Source organism: Pasteurella oralis (genome assembly GCF_002850605.1).
Classification (GTDB): Bacteria; Pseudomonadota; Gammaproteobacteria; order Enterobacterales; family Pasteurellaceae; genus Pasteurella; species Pasteurella oralis.
The window spans coordinates 270,295-291,306 of record NZ_NXGB01000003.1 but is presented as its reverse complement, the minus strand read 5'-3'; the positions used below and the strand labels follow the sequence as shown (position 1 = coordinate 291,306).

Genomic DNA, 21,012 nt, shown 5'->3' with positions numbered 1-21,012 from the left:
AAAGTCTGTCACAAAAGGAAAAATAGAAAAAAATTGACCGCACTTTTTCTCGATCTTGATCGCAAAATGAGTATGTTATGATGAAAAAATTACAAAAAAACATCCAACAAGGGTGGTTAAATAGTGTCAAAAGAATCCCCTCACCACACTTTGATCAACGCCCTGATCCACAGGATATCTCTCTGTTAATTATTCATTATATTAGTCTGCCGCCAGAACAATTTGGTGGGCAATATATTGATGATTTTTTCCAAGGCAAACTTGATCCTAAGCAACATCCCTATTTTGCAGAAATTTATCAAATGCGAGTATCTGCCCATTGTTTGATAGATCGTCAAGGTAATATTACGCAATATGTCAGTTTTAGTGATCGTGCTTGGCATGCTGGAATTTCAGAATTTCAAGGGAGAGCGAAATGTAATGATTTTGCGATTGGTATTGAGCTTGAAGGAAGTAATCTACAGCCTTTTACTTCTCAACAATACAATGCTCTCGTGACACTCACACAACAAATTATGCAAGCTTATCCACTGATTACAATAGAGCGAATTGTTGGACATTGTGATGTATCACCAGGTCGAAAAGTAGATCCTGGTCAATATTTTGATTGGCAAAGTTATCGTGCAGCACTAGAAAAATGCTCAAAAAGCAAACAAGTTAATAATCAGGATTAAGTCTAGTCTATACACTAAGGGATAACTTAATATCTCTTTGATTTTAAATAAAATATTATAAATTAAAGATAAACATTAATTAATCAATTTGAGTTATTAAAACGAATTCATGGGTTCAGCCACAATTTTATCCACAGAAAAAGTGAATAACTCATCATCTTAAAAAAGCAGTAAAATAGTCTGCTATTCTGCTGAAAAAAATGTATTTTCGAACATCAATTTAAGCCCTAAAAAAACAAGCGATTAAAATGTCAAGTATCAGCTTGATTAAAAAGTGAAAGCTCATGAGACTAAATAACATAACCGTAGGATCTATATCATGTTTTTTCTCACAAATTTTCTGTTATTTTGTGGTTATATAGTAGTTATAAACAACGTTGTCCACAGCTGGCAAATAATGTGCATATGTAAGAAAGAATTGGTGTGTCTCACAAAATGAGAATAAAGCCTCGACCTACTTGGATTAGCAGTTGAGAAAAGAACGATTATATGAAACAATCGATAAATTATTTTATAATGAATTAAATAGATATTTTTTAAGGTGAAGGCTGGTGATCGATTTCGATGGCTACCGTCCAAATGTGGGTATCGTCATTTGCAATAGCAAAGGACAGGTACTCTGGGCAAAAAGGTACGGACAAAATTCTTGGCAATTTCCTCAAGGCGGCATTAATGATAATGAAAGTGCCGAGCAAGCCATGTATCGAGAATTATTTGAGGAAGTTGGTTTATCACCCAAAGATGTTAAGATTTTATATGCTTCCAAACATTGGTTGCGTTATAAATTACCTAAGCGCTTGTTACGCCATGACAGTAAACCAATGTGTATTGGGCAAAAACAACGTTGGTTCTTACTGCAACTAGTTTCCGATGAAAAAAATATTGATATACAATCCAGCAAATCACCTGAATTTGATGGGTGGCGTTGGGTCAGTTTTTGGTATCCAGTACGTCAAGTCGTCGCTTTCAAAAAAGAAGTCTATCGTAAAGCAATGAAAGAATTTGCCGCTGTCCTATTTGACACAAATAAAGACTATAATTTCTTGAGTAGCAAGCCTGAAACTGATGTAAAACAAATTCATTCAGCTAAAAAATCCTCATTTTCGTCTAAAAATTCTAAAAGACAACATCATAAATATAGGGGTTGATTATGCTCACCTTTTTTCTTATATGTCTGGCAGTTGGTGCATTTGCTGGCTTTTTAGCTGGCTTATTTGGTATTGGAGGTGGCTTAATTATTGTGCCCATTCTTGTTTACCTCATGCCTAAATATATCGGCGTACCAGATTCAATGCTAATGGCATGTGCACTAGGTACCTCTTTTGCCACCATTGTGATTACAGGTTTTTCTTCTGCACAACGGCATCATAAGTTAGGTAATGTGGTATGGGATGTCGTAAAAATTCTTGCTCCAGTTATCATGATTTCAACCTTTATTTCAGGCTTTTTTATCAGTTACTTACCGAAAGACATTTCAGCCAAATTGTTTGCTTGTTTAGTTGTCTACCTTTCAATCAAAATGTTCTTATCAGTCAAACCAAACTCTGTTACTAAAGCGCTCACTAAAACATCTACTATCATTGCAGGTATTTTAATTGGCATGGCATCCAGTGCAGCAGGTATTGGTGGTGGTGGCTTTATTGTACCCTTTTTAAACTCAAGAGGCATTGATATGAAAAAAGCGATAGGCTCTTCTGCTGTTTGTGGCAGTTTATTAGCTATTGCTGGGATGCTTAGTTTTATGATCGCAGGCTGGGGAGCGGAAGGATTACCTGATTATTTTGTCGGTTATGTTTACTTACCTGCCCTATTGGGTATCACGCTCACTTCTGTTTTCACCTCCAAAATTGGTGCCACAGTGACGACTATACTACCTGTGCCTATCTTGAAAAAAGCCTTTGCGGTACTGCTACTTATTCTTGCAATAAATATGATTTTTAAATAAAGGAATGCTATGCAATCAAATTATTTATCTTTTCCACAGTTTGATCCTGTGATTTTTGAACTCGGTCCTATTGGTTTACGCTGGTATGGTTTAATGTATCTTATTGGCTTTATTTTTGCGCGTTGGCTCGCTGTACGTCGTGCTAATCAGCCCCATAGTGGCTGGACAATAGAACAAGTTGATAACTTATTATTTAATGGTTTCATGGGGGTCTTTTTAGGTGGCCGCATTGGTTATGTCTTCTTCTACCAATTGGACTATTTCCTCCAAGATCCTGCTTATTTATTGCGTGTATGGGAAGGTGGGATGTCATTCCATGGTGGATTAATTGGGGTTATTTTATCTATGCTCATCACAGCAAAAATACAAAAGCGTGGGTTTTGGCATACTGCGGATTTTGTTGCTCCATTAATTCCTTTTGGTTTAGGAATGGGCAGAATCGGTAACTTTATTAATGATGAACTTTGGGGCCGTGTTACTGATGTTTCGTGGGCAGTGCTATTCCCATCAGGTGGTTATTTACCTCGTCACCCTTCCCAATTGTATGAAGCATTTCTAGAAGGTTTAGTTTTATTCTTCATTTTAAATTGGTTTATACAAAAACCGCGTCCAACAGGCTCAGTTGCGGGGTTATTCTTATTTTTCTATGGGTTATTCCGCTTTATTGTTGAATTTTTCCGCGAGCCTGACGCTCAGCTTGGCTTGTATTTTGGTCAGCAAATTTCGATGGGACAAATTCTTTCTATGCCGATGATCATCATTGGTGCAGTCATTGTTATGCTTGCCTACAAAAGTGCGGTCAAAAAAGGAGAAATTTCATGAAACACTATTTAGCACTCTGCCAACGTATCGTTGATGAAGGTGTCTGGGTTGAAAATGCGCGTACAGGTAAACGTTGTCTAACTGTCATTGATGCAGATCTGACTTATGATGTTGCTAATAATCAGTTCCCATTAATTACAACGCGAAAAAGTTACTGGAAAGCTGCTATCGCAGAATTTTTAGGCTATATCCGTGGTTATGACAATGCCGCAGATTTTCGCAAGCTTGGTACAAAAACATGGGATGCAAATGCCAATGAAAATGAAGCTTGGTTAAATAATCCACATCGTAAAGGCACAGATGATATGGGACGTGTTTATGGCGTACAAGGACGCGCATGGCGTAAACCAAATGGGGAAACGATTGACCAACTACGTAAAATTGTGAATAACTTGAGCAAAGGCGTTGATGATCGCGGCGAAATCATGACCTTTTTCAATCCAGGTGAATTTGATCTCGGTTGCTTACGCCCTTGTATGCATACTCACACTTTCTCACTTTTAGGTGATACGCTTTATCTTACCAGTTATCAACGTTCTTGTGACGTACCTCTGGGGTTAAATTTCAATCAAATCCAAGTATTCACTTTCTTAGCATTAATGGCACAAATTACTGGTAAAAAAGCAGGTAAAGCCTATCACAAGATTATTAATGCACATATTTATGAAGATCAGCTCGAGCTGATGAAAAATGTACAATTAAAACGGGAGCCACTGCCACTGCCAAAATTAGAAATTAATCCAGATATCAAAACGTTAGAAGACTTAGAAACTTGGGTCACTATGGATGATTTCAAAGTTATTGGCTATCAATGCCATGATCCAATTAAATATCCCTTCTCTGTTTAATCAAAGTTAGAGGTAAAAGTGCGGTCAGAGTTAGACAAGAAATGGATGCAACATGCCTTGACATTGGCAGATAACGCCGAAGCCCTAGGCGAAATTCCTGTAGGTGCCGTCTTAGTTGATGATGAAGACAATATTATTGGTGAAGGGTGGAATTTATCGATCACCGATTCTGACCCCACCGCTCACGCAGAAATCGTTGCGTTACGGCAAGGCGGTAAAAGCTTACAGAACTACCGCTTACTTAACACCACTCTTTATGTCACCCTCGAACCTTGTACAATGTGTGCGGGTGCAATTTTACATAGTCGTATCAAACGGCTAGTTTTTGGTGCTTCTGATTACAAAACAGGCGCCGTTGGTTCCCGCTTTCATTTTTTTGATGATTATAAAATGAATCACAGTATTGAAATTACCAGCGGCGTGCTACAAGAAGAATGTAGCCAAAAACTCAGTACTTTTTTCCAAAAACGTAGAGAGCAGAAAAAAGTGATTAAACAAAAGAATAACATTGAAAAATGAAGTTCAGTTTCTCGTTTCTGTCTTCCAAAATTTGTTTAAAATTAACCGCACTTTTATGGAAAAGAGTCTATTCTTTTATTTTACCTGCACATTATGTTAAGGCATATTTTTAACTACTATAATTATCTATAACGGTTGGTAAATAAAAAAGCCACCTTTAAAAGTGGCTATTATTTAATTAATAATGATAAAATCACATTAATTCTACCATTGATAACCAACTCCCACAGAACCGCCAAAACGCCCATTAGTATTTGCATTACCTTGGAGCTTCAATATCACTTTACCATTATCACTTGATCGAGAATAGCCAATCGCAACCGCATTTTGACCACCGTAAGTACCTGCCGCTGCTGCTATCATTGATTTACCCGGAATATAAACTTGAGGTAATCCTGCTGCTGCATTAGAACCGGCAATACCTGCATGTAATTTCTTATTATTTTTCTTAATAAGGTTATTTATATCGCCTAAATTTTGTTTAACCTCTTTAAGTTGATTCATGGTCACAGCATCATTACCATCAACACCAGGAGCTACATTAGTAATACGAGCAGGTGCATTCTCATTGCCATTTTCTTGCTTGCTAATAACAATATCTCCACTAGTAGTTGCTCCAATCTTAGGTCCATTATCCCCACCAATTTGAACTGTTTTAAATACTGGAGTATCTGAAATAGTAACTTTCACTTCTCGTACACCATCTGGACGAGTTGTACCTGTCATAGTCGCATTTTTATTTGCACTCACAAATTCTATACGATTGCTATTACGAACTTGTTCTTTATATTGATCATCTGCAGTACTAATAACAAAACCCAAATTTTGCAAATCTCCCACAGTAGCAGCATTATTTGGATTAGATTCCGCAAAATTAATAAGGCCACCATTATTTGTTGCATTCAAAGCATTTTTTACTTTATCTGATGTAATAGGAACACTATTTGCTTTTGGTAAACCATTCGGTTCTAATTGAGTAGAGAAATACCATTTGCCATCATTTGCAAGTTTGATATCTTTATTATCAACTTTTGGCGAAACAAAAGTATTTGCCCCATTAGCAACATTACTCAATTGAGATGCTTTACCAATCTCATTTTCACCAGCCTCTGGATTAACTAGATTCGTTGATAATGTACTCAAATCAGCTACTGGCTTCGTCATATCAGGTTTGCCTTCTTCGCCTACTGGGTAATATTTATCTCCGACTTTAACAACAGGAACATCTTTACCATTTTGTTTAGTTGTGTAAGTAATTGGTAAACCATTTATATTGACAGTGACATTACTGGTTTTACCATCGCTTGTGACTTGAATGTTCGTATTTGAACCGTTTTTGAAATTAACTTGATCATTTGGTGTAACACGATCAACAACAGTCCCATTTGCGTCACCCAGTTTCCATCCCGCGTTGACGTAATTATTTAATTGGGTAATTGCTTCAGAAACATTTTTTGCAGAAGCTGCTGGCTTATAATCAGCCGTATCTTTTGTATCGCCTGTCATATTTAATGTTTGAGTAAAACCTTCTGGAGCACCTGTTGTTTGATTTACTATCGTATTTCCACCAACAATATTTGCTACACCTTTACTAATATTACCAATCACATTTTGAGTCATATATAACTGGCTGCCATTAATTGCATCTGTTGATGTTGCTGAAATATTACCAGGTGCAACATTAATAATTTGGCGTTCATTATATTGTGTTCCGACACTTACTACACTAATTTCATTAGCATTCCTAGTCGTTCCATCCGCTTTTTTATTACCTGCAAAATTAGAATATGAAATACCATTGACTGTTGCACTATCTTCTGAAGTTGCCTCACGATCTTTTGAGCCAGAACCTAAGGCAATACTATTTTTTGTTGTCACTGCAGCATCTTTACCAATCGCAATTCCATTGATACCACTAGATTTCGCTTTTGAACCCAATGCAATAGTATCATTGCCAGAAGCATCAGCTTCTAAACCAATTGCAATAGAAGCAGAACCTGACGCTTTACTTTTATCACCTCCAGAAAAAGATGAAATGCCAGATGCGGTATTACCAACACCAAAAGCAGAGGCCCGTTCTCCTGTAGCTGTTGCTAATCGACCAATAGCTGCGGAATTTTTTGCAGTTGCCTTAGAACTTTGACCAAAAGCCTGAGCGCCTATAGCAGTAGCTCTGGTATTATTACCAATTGCAGTTGCACCTAACATATTTGCAACAACATTATTACCAATAGCTAATGATTGTTCTCCTGAGGCTGTAACTTCACTACCGATAGCAATAGCTTGTTGAGCAGTTGCATTAGTTTGAATACCAGCTGCTAAAGAATCTTCACCTGTCGCACCGTCATTTTTATAATTACTACCACCTTGAGTTTGCCCTGTTTGTACACTATAAAAGTGTAGATCTACCCCTAATGTAGCGTTGGCGGTAGGTAATCCGAAACCTAACAAGAGCGCTGCCGTAGTAGCGGTAGTTTTAACTATTTTCGCTACTGATACTGGCTTAGTTTTACTTTTTACAGGACTTAATTCAGAAACGATCACCCAATTTTGAGAAGTATGATTCCAAATAATTTTATTCATAGCTTAAACACCTAATTATAACCATATGATTTATAATGATAATTTACTAAAAAATATTTTCTTTCCTCTCATAGAGGTAAGAAACCAAAAGAGTAAGTGTCGGTATTTTACACAGTTATAGGTTAATGTATAGCCTTTTATAAATTTTATCGATGCTAAAATATTCTCATTATCAATAGTTTCTTTATATCGTATTTTTTATAAATTTATTTAAATAATAAAAATATTTTGAATTATTTTCCTAATGAAAATAGAAATAAAAGTTATACAATACTTACAGCATAAGTGAGTTTTTTCATTTCTAAATCCCTTTTGTTTCATAAGCATAAAGTATATTTACTCATAGCTAGACATTGCCTAACTATAATAAAAAAGGCTAATAATTAAATTATTAGCCTTTTTTATTATATCTATAAATTTTTTAATATTTCACAATATGTCCATATCTTTCAAGGATCGTCTTAATATGCTCTAAAGATTCTTTCGTTGGTGGCATAACATTCTCTAGCTCATATTTTTCACCTAACGCTTCCCATTTATGTGCTCCTAAACGGTGATATGGAAGTAATTCTACTTTCTCAATATTTTTCATATCTTTAATGAAATTACCTAACAAATGAATATCTTCATCTGCATCCGTATATCCGGGCACAACAACATAACGAATCCAAACTGGTTGATTACGTTTTGCAAGATACTGAGCAAATTCCAAAGTACGTTTATTTGGTACACCAATTAAATTTTGATGAATCTTATCGTTCAATTGTTTTAAATCAAGCAAGACTAAATCCGTCACATCCATTAGCTCGTCAATAACATGATCATAATGACGCACAAAACCATTCGTATCTAAACAAGTATGAATACCCTCTTCTTTACAAGCGCGAAACCAATCCCGAACAAATTCTGCTTGTAACACCGCCTCACCACCAGATGCCGTGACACCACCACCAGATGCTTTCATAAAATGACGATATGTCACTACTTCCTGCATAAGCTCTTCAACGGAAATTTCTTTACCATCATGTAAATCCCACGTATCTCGATTGTGACAATACTTACAGCGCATTAAACAACCTTGCAAAAATAAAATAAAACGAATGCCTGGTCCATCAACGGTGCCACAGGACTCATAAGAATGGTAACGTGCCAAAACTGACATTGTATTCCCTTAAGCAAATTTTCAATTCAAATTATGCTTATTCTACTACATCAGATCAGAAATCACGGACAATTTTTTTACAAAATAAAATAAAAATTGATGATGGGGATCAAAACATCCCCATCACTTTTAGAATGAAATAGCGAGCTTGGCGCTGAAACGTCGCTGTTGTTTAAGATGTTCTCCTTTTGTCACTCCAGCAAGCAATTCAACACGAATATTATTTATACCAATATTCATCCCTGCTTCAAGTTGTTGCTGGTTACCTAACTGGAGATTAAACGGATGATCATTCACTGTCAGCTTCGCATTAGTATGATGTAACATATAATACCAACCTAAAACAGGCTTGATTACTAGGCTTGGATTGGCTTGCCAGCGATAACCTAAATTAAGCCCACTGAAATAAGACAACAAGCGAGTTGAATCAAGATGTACTACCGCTTGATTTTGTACATAATTCGTTTTTCCAAACATACTATATCGAGCACCAGCTAATGTTTTTACTTCAGCAGCATCCCACGCAAAAGTTTTTGCCAAAGTTGCGCCCAGTTGTTTAACGTTGTGTTTCACTGCAACTGATTGCTCATCTTGCACAATTTGATTACTCAACTGACCCATACCCAAATCCATAGCAATTGATAAACTATCCATTAGCTGATGCTTAGCATAAACCGAAAACATTGTTAAGCGTCCCCGACTGCTAGAAACATCCGCAAAACGATTATTTTCTTGGGAATGAGTTAGCATAGTACCAAATGACAGGTTATGGTTAGCCGAAAAATCAACACCAAATTGTTGTTGTGAGCCTGTCTTACGATAATCACGATGATACATACTATGGTAATCGGCATTTAATGTTTTTACCGCACTCCAAACATTAAAAGACTTACCTGTCAAATTTTCTTGTACCAAATGTTGATGAATGCTCGAATTTACCTCAGCTAAATTATGTAACGCAGCAGAAAACTCTGACATTGCAGTATTAGTGTACTTACTGATTTCTTTTTTAAATGATTTTTCTATAACGTGGGAAAGTCCTTTTACTTTAAACAATGGTGTTTCTATAATAAAAGACTCCGCCGCATGTTTATCCTCTTCAGTTAGCGCACGAATACGTTTTGCTTGTTGCTTTTCTTCAAAAGATTTATCTATTCTTTTAAGCTCAGCAAGCTTTATGCGAGGAGATAATAAATCGGTCATTTTGTAACGAAATGCACCAGCATCAATATGTCCATTTTCTAATTTAAATGAAGCTGTATTATTACCAGAAACCTTAAAAAATTCGAATGACTGTTCATTAATTGATGAAGGCTCTTTACCTGAGTCTTGTACAGAGATCATGTGCTCACCCTGAGCCTCTTGAATGATCACTTTATTTCCAATTAAAGAAGCTAAATCCGTATTAAAGCGAAAATATCCGTTACCAGCAGAAAGCTTTTGGATATTCAGTTGGTTAAATGTATGAAACTCATTCTCTGGATTAAGCAGTACTTTCGAACCTGCTTCCAATGTTAAATCACCTAAATAATGAGCTTCATTTGCTTTCGTTGCTCGTGGCAATTGCCAAATTGCATCTTTAGATAAGGTCAAATTAACTAAATTATTATTACTTGAATTCTCTCGATTCATTCCTGAGTATAAAATCGCTTTGCCTACTCGAATATTGTTATTGGAACCTTTTGATTGGATTCCTTCTTTTACGTATATCAAACTCTGCGGCATACTATCGTAAGTGGTTTTATCCCATTCCTTAACTTGGCATTCATTTTTCCAAAAAGTTTCGCCACTGTAGCAAACTGTTGAATCACTATTTTTAATAGCCTAACTTAATATCATTATTACCATTGGTAATAATTTGTTCTGCGCTAAAAATCCCTACATTACGCCCAATTTCTGCTTTTGCATCTTGTTTAAGTTCCAGTTTTTTCATCACGAAATCACGAGTAATCCACTCATTCTCTTTGATCACTGGTTTAGCAACGGATGACATTTTTTCATATTCATCAGCAAAACTGACCTGTTGCCCAGAGAAAATTACCTTGCCTTTCTCAATAGTAAAATTACCGTTCAGATTTAAACCACCTGAAAGGAGTAACATGCTGTCAGTGTTACTAGTTACTTTATCATTTACTTTACTATTACCCTGATAACTAATATCAAACTGTCCATTATGGCGATTTTCAAACTGTTTGCTGTAAATTTCTAACCAATAATTATTCGCTTCTACACCCCACCACATGGGAATACCATTATGTGGTAATAAGTAAATTTTTTTGTTAGCTTTAGTAATAAAATCTTTTCTATCAGACTCAAGCTTTTTATTTAATAGCTCTTTTACTAACTCGAAATTTACTCTTTCTTCACGCTTTTTATCCATCAAATTAGCTTCATTAACGATTGCATCATCTAAATCTGATAAGACGGAATAACCACGTGTACCAAACAAGCCATTAATAATATGCTTCTCTCCTTTTTCAGCTTTAAGTTCAAGTCGCGCTAGCTGGTTTGAGTGATGATTAACAATATTCAGCCCTTCATCATTGTTCAGGCTTTTTGACAAATTCAATGACAAGGTTTGCCCATTTAAATCAAGTTTACCGCCACGATAACCAAAATAAATATATTGGCTTAAGTCGCCATAACGTTGATTAATGGTTTGATTATTAGATTGACCAAATGTTAACAATCCCCGTCCACTGACTAACTCAATATAAGAAAAAGGACTCCGCTCCTATTGTATTTAAAATAACTTCACCATCACCAATACTCAACCCACTATTTATATAATTCCCTGTGTATTCACCACTCACTTTCATCGTCCCTTTACCTAACTTAGATAAACGGTCACCATTGAATTCGATTTTTTCATCAGAGTTCTTATAGAAAATAACATTATTCTCATAGTCTCTTTTAGCCCCTTGTCTTAATTGCCACTCAACTTCACTGCCTTTACCAATCCAAATTCCAGAGCCTAACCAAGATGCACCATTGCTGCTATATAAGCGAATGTGGCTTGTTTTTTTAGTACCAATAAAGATTCCTCCAGCACCTTGATCAATATCATTTTTTATATCAATTTCAGCTAGAGCGTTTTTGCTACCGCCATCAACATAAAGATCTTTTCCTTCATCTGCCCCAACTACTTTCCAACTGGATTGCCGAGCAATACTAAAATTCTGTTCACTATTATTGTCTTTTAATTGGCTATGCCCCTCTGTTTCACCATTTTCTCTTGTCCAAACGACTTGTTGATTATTACTTAAAGTAAGCTCAGTCCCTTTATTTTTAGCTACACTTGCATCAAATATACTTCTTTTAAAAATAGCATAACCCGTTTCATGCTCAAAAGTATTCAAATTATCAGAGATATTAGTATGGGAACCAAAAGAAGTAACTCCAGCTAATTTCCAAATACCTTTTGTTTTATCAAATACATAGAGCGGGCTACCGCTATCTCCTGGCTCTATATGGGTAAACAACATATCCTTTGCTTTTGTCAGCACATTATATTTTTGCCAGAAATGATTATTATAAAACATTACATTAAAGCTTGAATAAAGCCCACCAGTTAAATACTGATAAGTATCTGCTTGTTGTGTTAAATGATTCTCGGCAGAATTCCAAACCCATTGAGTTCCACTGCCAGTTCTAACTGTAATAGCTTCTGCTTCTGTCACTAAGCCCCATTCATTATCAGTGATAGTTTCACTTGGCACGATCTCCGTAACCATTTTACTTAAACGAGGCGTACTAAAATCATGTTTACTAATTGAGGTCCCAGTAAATTTTGTATTATCAGGCTCAGTATTATTCAAATTAACAATCCGATAGCCATAAGGATTATTGATAAAATGAATCATGTCATATTTAGCAACATATTGATGTTGTGCCGTGGATACATATTGAGGATGAGCTAAAGTCAAAATACCTAATTGATGTTGCTTATATTTATTTAGAGAAAGACTATGTCCTGCACTAAAATCTGGCATTGGTACCCCATCTGGTAAAACCGTACCTACTTTTTGTCGTTGCTTATCATAGACGGGAATATTGGTTGCTCCGATGTGAAAACGCCCTTTATTTTCAGCAAAATTACGAAAATCTTCATACGGAATTTGATCTGTGACTAAAGAAGCACTGGCAGTTAAAGAAACTAAGCTGAGAGGTAAAATTAATTTTAAGGATTTACTTTTACCTGCTTGCTTAGCAAATTCAGATACCACAATATATTTCCCATATATATTTTTTGATTATTTTAAAAATTCGATTCATAGTTAAATAAGTCATTAATAAATTAAAGATTGGCATTCTACAAAAAAAATAAAAACAAATAAAAAATTTCACTAATAAAAACAAATCAAATGCATAAAAAACACCTTGCACAATATAAAATATAATCAAATTTATTTATGTCTTATTTTCACCTAAAAAAAGATTAAAATGAAAGCAAGTTAGTAATGCAGCATAATAAAGAATCAGGTTGTATTTTAATGACTTATTTTTACAAAGACATATTTAATATCGCTTACTACTAAAGCTAATATTGTGAAATAATTAAGCTAAAGTTTGCTAAAAAATTAACCAAGAAGAAAAGAAAATGAGCAAAATTGTTATAAAAAAATTGAGATTAGAATAGATTCTTAATTAAATACAATTAAGACATAAATAAGACTAAAAAGTAAGAGATGATTAATAGAATTGATAAAAGCAATAACAACAACTCGATATTTCTTTATAAAGAAATATCGAGTTAGTTCATTAAAAAGTGAAAAGTGCGGTCACTTTTTTTAGAATTCTATACCAATACCAGCTTGTAATGTGGTATTTGATAGGTTATCTTTACGCCCAAGATCACGACTCAAACCCAAATTTGCATATAAACTACTATTCGTTGGTTTAAATTGTAATCCTGCGACAACATTCACCCATGTTTTATCTTGTGACGCTAAAGTGGTTGTAAACGAACTACCATTCAAACTAGCCTTAATAGATGGTGTATCATTCTGCCATTCTTTCACCCAACGGGTCGTCAAATAAGGTTGCCAATCTGTTGCCTGATAACGAAGATCAACGCCAACACCACTTCGTATACTTTTTTCTGTTCGAGCGGCAAATTGCATTTGTGTAATGCCTTTATTGCGTTCGTTAAATGCGGCAATATCCGTTTTCGTTTTATTGAGATCTGCAACTAACGCAACAGCTAACTCATTAAATTGCCATTCATAGCCAGCGAATAGTCCCATACTCAAACTTTGCGCTTCTGTTTCCCCACTTTGTTGATGAGTGGATTGACCAATATAAGCAACACGCTGAGTTGTTAACTGTGTATTATTGATTTGTAAAGCACTGGCTAGCCACCAACTCTCTGCGTCATAACGTAGTGCTGCACTTAATACACGATTTTTAGTATCAACATTAATTAAACCACTCTGTACATCCTGTTTTTGCTGGCTTGCAACCAGTGCTAATTGCCACTGTGGATTAAATTGTACTTTAGCGCCGACATGTAAACTATGACCACCCTTCTGCTTTTGATAAGCTACAATAGTATCAACTGTTTGTTCAGTTTGACGTTTCAAGCGATTTCGATTACTTTCCGTACGAATAAAGTCAAAAGCGAGATCAGTTTGTTGTTGTACAATTGGAATTAAAATGGCCATGTCTTTTGGTGTCTGTAATACATTGAGAATATAATCAGACATTGCTTTGTGAGCTTTTGGTCCTGGATGGAAGCTATCTGCAAATAAGCGTTGATTTGCGATATTTTGATCTGTTGGATTACAAGCTGCTTTATTTGGATCCGCGGTACTCTCTTGACAAACAACTGTGGTGGTATTAGTTAAGCCATATTCCGCTGGACGTGTAATCATATCTTTTAATAGCCCATCCGTATCAATACGCACAATATTGCTCCCTACTTGATTTAATGCGGCAGTAATACTGGCATTCAATAATGCCGTCGCTTGTGCTGCTTGTTGGACAATTTCTTTATATTCTTTGATCAACGTTTCTGCGATACTTTTTGCATTATAACCAGCAGCAGATAATGCCCATTGAGTCAGCCAAGAACGGCTATTATAAAAATCCTCTGCTGCTTTTTCTAATGTTTTTACTCGATGTTGTTCAAATTCTTGGAAATCATGAGTTGGTTGACTTAAAAGCTGTTCTACAGCGCCTTTAAAACTTGCAATAAAATCTGCTTGTTTAATTAAACCTAAAGATTTTGACTGGATTTGTGCGCCAGCCGCAGCACCTAATTTATCAAAAAACTCGGGGGTATAAGTGATATTTGGAATAGTTGGTGCAATGATTTGATTCACGCCAGCCTGTTGTAATCTCCCCCACTGCTGTGCCATAGTTTGAGCCATTTCTTTGATACTGCTTAATACATAGGCTTGTTTTTCCTCTGGAGTGGTTTTAGTTACAGCAGTTGCTAATACCGTAGCTAAGTCATTCCCTCCAGCCCAAAGCACATGTAACGCCTCTTTCTTAACTGGTGCTTGTAAATAATTTTTAACTTGATTTTGCAAAGCTAAATTTGGCTGAGTGTTAATATTTGCACTATTATGCCCAACAATTACTCCACCACTATAAGCATAGCTATTTCCCCCTTGTGTCGAAGGCGTTAATTTATTGCCTAATGCTTGAGCAAGGTACTCATCATATAGTAAGTGGTAGCGCCCATCAACATCTAAATAAGAGGCTTTTTTATTCCAACCTGATTGCCCCATATCGCTTAAACTATCACCAAATACAACAACATCCTGTGCTAAACTCGCAGTACTAAATACACATAATAGTGCACATGAAAGTTTACTTATTTTCATGCTTTATTCCTTAAAGGTTAATTTATACGCAAAAAATTGGAGCAATCATAAAGTCGCAATAGGCAGATACCTAGCCAGACCAGTACTGGTATGAGCAGCTAGATAAACAAGGATCAAGATTCAAAATATAAAAAAGCCTCTGTATGAAATACAGAGGCTTTATACTAGACTTAGATATAGCGCTTTACATTGCTTGCGTAAATGTACGTGTAATCACATCTTGTTGTTGCTCTTTAGTTAAAGAGTTAAAACGTACAGCATAACCAGAAACACGAATTGTTAATTGTGGATATTTTTCTGGATTTTCCATTGCGTCTAACAACATTTCACGGTTCATTACGTTAACATTTAAGTGCTGACCGCCTTCAATAGTGGCTTCATGGTGGAAGTAACCGTCCATTAAGCCCGCAAGATTACGTTTTTGGGCTTCATAATCTTTACCTAATGCATTTGGCACGATTGAGAAAGTATATGAAATACCGTCTTTTGCATAGGCAAATGGTAGTTTAGCCACTGAAGTTAATGAAGCGACTGCACCTTTTTGGTCACGACCATGCATTGGGTTTGCCCCAGGTCCGAATGGTGCACCTGAACGACGACCATCTGGTGTATTACCTGTTTTCTTACCATAAACTACGTTAGATGTAATAGTAAGTACTGACTGTGTAGGCGTTGCATTACGATATGTACCCAATTTTTGGATTTTCTTCATGAAACGTTCTACTAAGTCACAAGCAATCTCATCGACACGGTTATCGTTGTTACCAAATTGTGGATATTCACCTTCAATTTCAAAATCGACTGCCACATTCTTCGCAACACCAACCACTTCGCCTGCTTTATTTTTAATTTCAATATCACCGCGAACTGGTTTGACTTTGGCATATTTGATTGCAGAAAGTGAGTCTGCTGCGACAGAAAGACCCGCGATACCACAAGCCATTGTACGGAATACATCACGATCATGTAACGCCATTAAAGCTGCTTCATAAGCATATTTATCATGCATAAAGTGAATGATATTTAATGCTGTCACATATTGTTTCGCTAACCAATCCATAAAGCTATCTAAGCGAGTCATTACATCATCATAATCTAAATATTCGCTTGTAATTGGATCTGTTTTTGGCCCAACTTGGTCACCAGATTTCTCATCTACACCACCATTGATTGCGTACAATAATGTTTTCGCTAAGTTTGCACGTGCGCCAAAGAATTGCATCATTTTACCTACGATCATCGGCGATACACAGCAAGCAATCGCATAATCATCGTTTTGGAAATCTGGACGCATTAAATCATCGTTTTCATATTGTACAGAAGAAGTATCAATAGACACTTTAGCACAATAACGTTTAAAGGCTTCTGGTAATTGTTCAGACCAAAGAATAGTTAAGTTTGGCTCTGGAGACGGCCCCATTGTGTAAAGGGTATGTAAGATACGGAAACTGTTTTTAGTGACCAATGTACGACCATCTAAGCCCATACCCGCTAATGTTTCTGTTGCCCACATTGGGTCACCTGAGAATAATTGATCGTATTCAGGGGTACGTAAAAAACGCACCATACGTAATTTCATAACTAAATGATCAATTAATTCTTGCGCTTCTTGTTCAGTAATTTTGCCTGCTTTTAAATCACGCTCAATATAAATATCCAAGAAAGTTGATACGCGACCAAATGACATCGCCGCACCATTTTGTGATTTCACTGCCGCTAAATAAGCAAAATAAGTCCATTGAACCGCTTCCTGCGCATTTGTTGCAGGACCTGAAATGTCATAGCCATAAGACGCTGCCATTTCTTTCATTTTGCCTAATGCACGGTGTTGTTCTGCAATTTCTTCACGTAACTGAATAGTTGCTTGGATATCTTCGCCACGCTCTAATTTTTCTTGTAATGAGTTAAATTGCTTAACTTTATCTTTCATTAAGAAATCTGCACCATAAAGTGCCATACGACGATAGTCACCGATGATACGACCACGACCATAAGCATCAGGTAAACCCGTAATGACACCAGATTTACGGCAACGTAAAATATCTGGCGTGTACACATCAAATACACCTTGGTTATGTGTTTTACGGTATTCAGTAAAGATATGTTCAACTTCAGGTTTGAGTTCACGACGGTAAACTTTACAAGAACCTTTCACCATGTTGATACCGCCATATGGCATGATTGCTCGTTTTAATGGCGCATCAGTTTGAAGACCAACAATTTTCTCTAAACTTTTGTCGATATAGCCTGGTGCATGTGAAGTAATAGTTGATGGCGTGTCGCAATCAATATCATATGGCTCGTGAGTTTTATTCTCAACTTTGATTTTTTCCATGACATCATTCCACAACGCTGTAGTTGCTTCAGTTGCATCAGCTAAGAATGATTCGTCACCTTCATAAGGAGTGTAGTTTTTCTGGATGAAATCACGTACGTTAACTTCAGTTTGCCAGTCACCACGAGTAAAGCCTTCCCAAGCTTTTTGTTGAGCTTCAGTTAATTGACTCATATTGAATTACCTTCTATTAATTAGAATAAAAAATCTGTGATACCTACACAAAGCCGATCAAAACTACAATAAAACAGACCGCACTTTGCAACCTAAAACCGACTAATGTGGACGATTAATATACCACTGTGCTAATGCAACACAGCCTGCACCGCCCACAATATTCCCTAACGTCACGGGAACTAAATTTTTTACAACAAAATGATATACATCTAAATCTGCAAATTGTGCTGGTGTCATTGCAATGACTTGCCAAAATTCAGCAGAAGCAAAATTGACCACCATCATCCCCATTGGAATCATAAACATGTTTGCCACGCTGTGCTCAAAACCAGATGCCACAAACATTGAAATTGGCAAAATCATAATAATTGCTTTATCTAATAACGTACGTCCTGCATAAGTCATCCATACCGCAATACACACCATAATGTTACAGAAAATACCTAAAGCAAATGCTTCGACCCACGTGTGATGAATTTTATGCTGTGCTGTTTTTAAAATCGTTAATCCCCATTGTCCATTAGCAGCCGTAATTTGCCCTGCAAACCATGTCAACAACACAATAAAAATTGCACCAATAAAATTGCCCAAATACACGACAACCCAATTACGCAACATCTGAATAGTTGAAATTCGACCACTCACACGTGCAACTGCTGTCATTGTAGAAGAAGTGAATAACTCGGAGCCACAAACCACGACCATAATGACACCTAATGAGAAAACAATACCGCCAACTAATTTGGTGAGTCCCCAAGGTGCATCACCATTACCAGTTTGAGTTGTGGCATAAAAGACAAAAGCAATTGCAATAAAAGCACCTGCTGGAATCGCAGAAAAGAAAGAATAGAGTTGTTTTTTAGTTGCTTTATAAACACCGACATCCTCGCCAATCTGTGCCATCTTCACTGGCGGCACAATGCAGGTTGACGTTGAATCTTCAGTTTTCATCCTTAATCTCCCTAAACATGAATAGCATTATAACGGCTGTCGGTTACAAAACATGCAAGCACGAATAATTTAAAAAAATTTTATTTTTTATAAGATTTGTTAATTATAGGAAGTTTTACACTAAAATAAAAGCATTTTACAGATTAAAAAATATTCAAAACAAGATTTCCTTATGCTAGATCAATTTATCCAAAATTCTCTTTTATTTTCATGGAATTAACACAAAGACAAAATATAAACAACAAATTATTAACACTCATTTCTTAACCATGTTTAACTTAATTTTTAACCAACCTTATTACTAATCCAACTTACAGCAAAAAATTGCTATTTTTACCTTTTTCTGTTAAAAAAGCACAATCTTCAATTTCAATTAAAAAAGGATGATCAACATGGCTGAAGAAACTATTTTTAGTAAAATTATTCGTAAAGAAATTCCTGCCAATATCGTTTATCAAGATGACTTAGTTACTGCATTTCGCGATATTGCACCACAAGCTAATACCCATATTTTGATTATCCCAAATAAACTGATTCCAACCATAAATGATGTGTGTGAACAAGATGAAATGAGTTTAGGTCGCTTATTCACTGTTGCAGCGAAACTCGCTAAACAAGAAGGTATTGCTGAAGAGGGTTATCGTTTAATCGTGAACTGTAATAAACATGGTGGTCAAGAAGTGTTCCATTTACATATGCACCTTGTTGGTGGTGAACCCTTAGGAAAAATGTTGGCAAAATAATGAAAAAACTGACCGCACTTTTATTCACGTGTTTACTACTAATCAGCTGTAGTTCAAGTAAACCAACTAATTTATTAAAAACCACACAGCCGATTTTAAATATTGAAGCCAATATCGCCTCAGCAATTGAAGCGAACCTCAACGCTGATTCAGCATGGATTAAAAATAAAACTGCACAGCCATTGAACTTGGCTTATCACTTATTTTGGTATGATAAAAACGGTGTGACTCAGCAAAAGTTTGCAGAAGCGTCCTTTTTGTCCCTGCTTGCTCATGAAAAGCAACAAATACTATTAATAAAACCAACAGAACAGAGCGTAAATTATCGCTTATATATTGGTTTGCAATAAAAAAAGAGGTCATATGTCGACATTACTGATCGATCTACAAGGTCCTGAACTCTTACCAGAAGAAATTGAATTACTCAGCCACCCGCTTGTTGCGGGTTTAATTTTGTTTACACGAAATTTCCATGATCGCGCACAAATCCAAGCTTTAGTAAAATCTGTACGCCAACAAGTGAAAAAAGATCTGTTAATTACCGTTGATCAGGAAGGCGGACGAGTACAACGCTTCCGCGAGGGCTTCACTCAACTACCTGCGATGCAAGCATTTGCTCAGTTGATTGAAGATCCACAGCAACAACAAGAAATAGCACAACAAGCTGGCTGGCAAATGGCAGCAGAAATTGCGGCACTAGATATTGATTTAAGCTTTGCTCCTGTACTGGATTTAGGTCATCAATGTAAAGCGATTGGTGATCGTAGCTTCCATCCCCATCCTCAAAAAACCACATCACTTGCCAAAGCATTCATTCAAGGTATGCAACAAGCGGGCATGGCTACAACAGGTAAACACTTTCCAGGACATGGTCATGTAATCGCGGATTCTCATCTGGAAACTCCTTATGATGCGCGTAATCAAGTAGACATTTTTGCTCAAGACATCATGCCATTTCAACAACTCATCGAACAAAATTTATTAAATGCTGTTATGCCCGCTCATGTCATCTACAGTCAATGTGACGCTCAACCTGCGAGTGGCTCTCACTACTGGTTAAAACAAGTATTACGTGAACAACTCGGCTTTCAAGGCGCAATCTTCTCCGATGATTTAGGAATGAAAGGTGCAGGTTTCATGGGAGATTTTGTAGCACGCTGTGAGCAATCCCTCAATGCGGGTTGTGACTTACTCTTACTCTGTAATGAACGTGAAGGAGTCATTCAAGTGCTAGATCACCTAAAACTTAACGAAAATCAACCGCACTTTGCACTACGCCAAATCCGATTACAACAATTATTCAAGCGTCAATCATTCCATTGGCCAAGCTTAGAAAGCAATGTTCGTTGGCTGGAAAATCGCAAAAAACTGACCGCACTTCAACAAGATTGGCTTGAATATAAAGCTAAATATGCGAATTAAA

The 21,012-nt window shown here is 36.4% G+C and carries 17 protein-coding genes; 9 read left to right on the top strand and 8 right to left on the bottom strand.

Translation table 11 applies throughout. The annotated features are described in order from the left end of the window. Positions 1 to 80: 80 nt before the first annotated feature. The 6 genes from ampD to tadA all read left to right on the top strand — a co-directional run bounded on the left by ampD (position 81) and on the right by tadA (position 4,808). Entirely contained in the window at positions 81 to 674 is a 594-nt protein-coding gene (gene ampD / locus C0975_RS05590; protein ID WP_465263159.1) for a 1,6-anhydro-N-acetylmuramyl-L-alanine amidase AmpD, read from the top strand. A 551-nt stretch (positions 675 to 1,225) separates the two neighbouring features. Beyond that, positions 1,226 to 1,822, top strand: a complete 597-nt coding sequence (rppH, locus tag C0975_RS05585) for an RNA pyrophosphohydrolase (RefSeq protein ID WP_101775406.1) — start codon at positions 1,226 to 1,228, stop codon at positions 1,820 to 1,822. 2 nt (positions 1,823 to 1,824) lie between these two features. Beyond that, the gene (locus tag C0975_RS05580) at positions 1,825 to 2,619 is read left to right on the top strand and encodes a sulfite exporter TauE/SafE family protein (protein WP_101775405.1); all 795 of its coding nucleotides are present in this window, start codon (positions 1,825 to 1,827) and stop codon (positions 2,617 to 2,619) included. Positions 2,620 to 2,628: 9 nt separating this feature from the next. After that, the gene (lgt, locus tag C0975_RS05575) at positions 2,629 to 3,441 is read left to right on the top strand and encodes a prolipoprotein diacylglyceryl transferase (RefSeq protein WP_101775404.1); all 813 of its coding nucleotides are present in this window, start codon (positions 2,629 to 2,631) and stop codon (positions 3,439 to 3,441) included. After that, positions 3,438 to 4,289, top strand: a complete 852-nt coding sequence (locus tag C0975_RS05570) for a thymidylate synthase (RefSeq protein WP_101775403.1) — start codon at positions 3,438 to 3,440, stop codon at positions 4,287 to 4,289. The genes lgt and C0975_RS05570 overlap by 4 nt, the downstream gene beginning before the upstream one ends. Positions 4,290 to 4,307: 18 nt before the next feature. After that, on the top strand, positions 4,308 to 4,808 hold the full coding sequence (gene tadA / locus C0975_RS05565) for a tRNA adenosine(34) deaminase TadA (protein ID WP_101775402.1): 501 nt from the start codon (positions 4,308 to 4,310) through the stop codon (positions 4,806 to 4,808). Positions 4,809 to 5,012: 204 nt separating this feature from the next. Here tadA and C0975_RS05560 read toward each other — a convergent pair whose 3' ends face one another. From C0975_RS05560 to focA, 8 genes are all read right to left on the bottom strand, one after another. Then, complete coding sequence (locus tag C0975_RS05560) at positions 5,013 to 7,391, bottom strand: YadA-like family protein (RefSeq protein ID WP_101775401.1); 2,379 nt, start codon at positions 7,389 to 7,391, stop codon at positions 5,013 to 5,015. A gap of 421 nt (positions 7,392 to 7,812) precedes the next feature. Beyond that, entirely contained in the window at positions 7,813 to 8,553 is a 741-nt protein-coding gene (pflA, locus tag C0975_RS05555; protein WP_101775400.1) for a pyruvate formate lyase 1-activating protein, read from the bottom strand. Positions 8,554 to 8,682: 129 nt separating this feature from the next. Continuing rightward, a complete protein-coding gene (locus C0975_RS05550; protein ID WP_167383038.1) occupies positions 8,683 to 10,185 on the bottom strand; it encodes a pertactin-like passenger domain-containing protein in 1,503 nt (500 codons plus the stop codon). A gap of 184 nt (positions 10,186 to 10,369) precedes the next feature. Beyond that, entirely contained in the window at positions 10,370 to 11,242 is an 873-nt protein-coding gene (locus C0975_RS11680; RefSeq protein WP_167383037.1) for a S6 family peptidase, read from the bottom strand. A 19-nt stretch (positions 11,243 to 11,261) separates the two neighbouring features. Next, entirely contained in the window at positions 11,262 to 12,779 is a 1,518-nt protein-coding gene (locus C0975_RS11675) for a S6 family peptidase (RefSeq protein ID WP_167383036.1), read from the bottom strand. Between the two features lie 564 nt (positions 12,780 to 13,343). Beyond that, positions 13,344 to 15,383 (bottom strand): autotransporter domain-containing protein, encoded by a 2,040-nt coding sequence (locus C0975_RS05535; protein ID WP_101775396.1) that lies wholly within the window; start codon positions 15,381 to 15,383, stop codon positions 13,344 to 13,346. A gap of 184 nt (positions 15,384 to 15,567) precedes the next feature. Continuing rightward, complete coding sequence (pflB, locus tag C0975_RS05530; RefSeq protein WP_101775395.1) at positions 15,568 to 17,892, bottom strand: formate C-acetyltransferase; 2,325 nt, start codon at positions 17,890 to 17,892, stop codon at positions 15,568 to 15,570. Between the two features lie 102 nt (positions 17,893 to 17,994). Further along, positions 17,995 to 18,846: a formate transporter FocA gene (focA, locus tag C0975_RS05525; RefSeq protein WP_101775394.1), complete on the bottom strand. Its 852-nt coding sequence runs from the start codon at positions 18,844 to 18,846 to the stop codon at positions 17,995 to 17,997. A 392-nt stretch (positions 18,847 to 19,238) separates the two neighbouring features. Between focA and hinT the strand changes: the two genes are divergently transcribed. The 3 genes from hinT to nagZ are packed head-to-tail and all read left to right on the top strand — an operon-like array spanning position 19,239 to position 21,011. Continuing rightward, entirely contained in the window at positions 19,239 to 19,589 is a 351-nt protein-coding gene (gene hinT / locus C0975_RS05520; RefSeq protein WP_101775393.1) for a purine nucleoside phosphoramidase, read from the top strand. Further along, the gene (locus C0975_RS05515) at positions 19,589 to 19,939 is read left to right on the top strand and encodes a YcfL family putative periplasmic lipoprotein (protein WP_101775392.1); all 351 of its coding nucleotides are present in this window, start codon (positions 19,589 to 19,591) and stop codon (positions 19,937 to 19,939) included. The genes hinT and C0975_RS05515 overlap by 1 nt, the downstream gene beginning before the upstream one ends. A gap of 13 nt (positions 19,940 to 19,952) precedes the next feature. Continuing rightward, positions 19,953 to 21,011, top strand: coding sequence for a beta-N-acetylhexosaminidase (gene nagZ / locus C0975_RS05510; protein WP_101775391.1), 1,059 nt, complete (start codon positions 19,953 to 19,955; stop codon positions 21,009 to 21,011). Position 21,012: the final 1 nt, after the last annotated feature.

Coding starts and splice junctions, on each gene's coding strand:
- ampD (WP_465263159.1), top strand. CDS start 81: ATGAAAAAATTACAAAAAAACATCCAACAAGGGTGGTTAAATAGTGTC.
- C0975_RS05580 (WP_101775405.1), top strand. CDS start 1,825: ATGCTCACCTTTTTTCTTATATGTCTGGCAGTTGGTGCATTTGCTGGC.
- lgt (WP_101775404.1), top strand. CDS start 2,629: ATGCAATCAAATTATTTATCTTTTCCACAGTTTGATCCTGTGATTTTT.
- C0975_RS05570 (WP_101775403.1), top strand. CDS start 3,438: ATGAAACACTATTTAGCACTCTGCCAACGTATCGTTGATGAAGGTGTC.
- C0975_RS05560 (WP_101775401.1), bottom strand. CDS start 7,391: ATGAATAAAATTATTTGGAATCATACTTCTCAAAATTGGGTGATCGTT.
- pflA (WP_101775400.1), bottom strand. CDS start 8,553: ATGTCAGTTTTGGCACGTTACCATTCTTATGAGTCCTGTGGCACCGTT.
- C0975_RS05550 (WP_167383038.1), bottom strand. CDS start 10,185: ATGAATCGAGAGAATTCAAGTAATAATAATTTAGTTAATTTGACCTTA.
- C0975_RS05535 (WP_101775396.1), bottom strand. CDS start 15,383: ATGAAAATAAGTAAACTTTCATGTGCACTATTATGTGTATTTAGTACT.
- pflB (WP_101775395.1), bottom strand. CDS start 17,892: ATGAGTCAATTAACTGAAGCTCAACAAAAAGCTTGGGAAGGCTTTACT.
- focA (WP_101775394.1), bottom strand. CDS start 18,846: ATGAAAACTGAAGATTCAACGTCAACCTGCATTGTGCCGCCAGTGAAG.
- hinT (WP_101775393.1), top strand. CDS start 19,239: ATGGCTGAAGAAACTATTTTTAGTAAAATTATTCGTAAAGAAATTCCT.
- C0975_RS05515 (WP_101775392.1), top strand. CDS start 19,589: ATGAAAAAACTGACCGCACTTTTATTCACGTGTTTACTACTAATCAGC.
- nagZ (WP_101775391.1), top strand. CDS start 19,953: ATGTCGACATTACTGATCGATCTACAAGGTCCTGAACTCTTACCAGAA.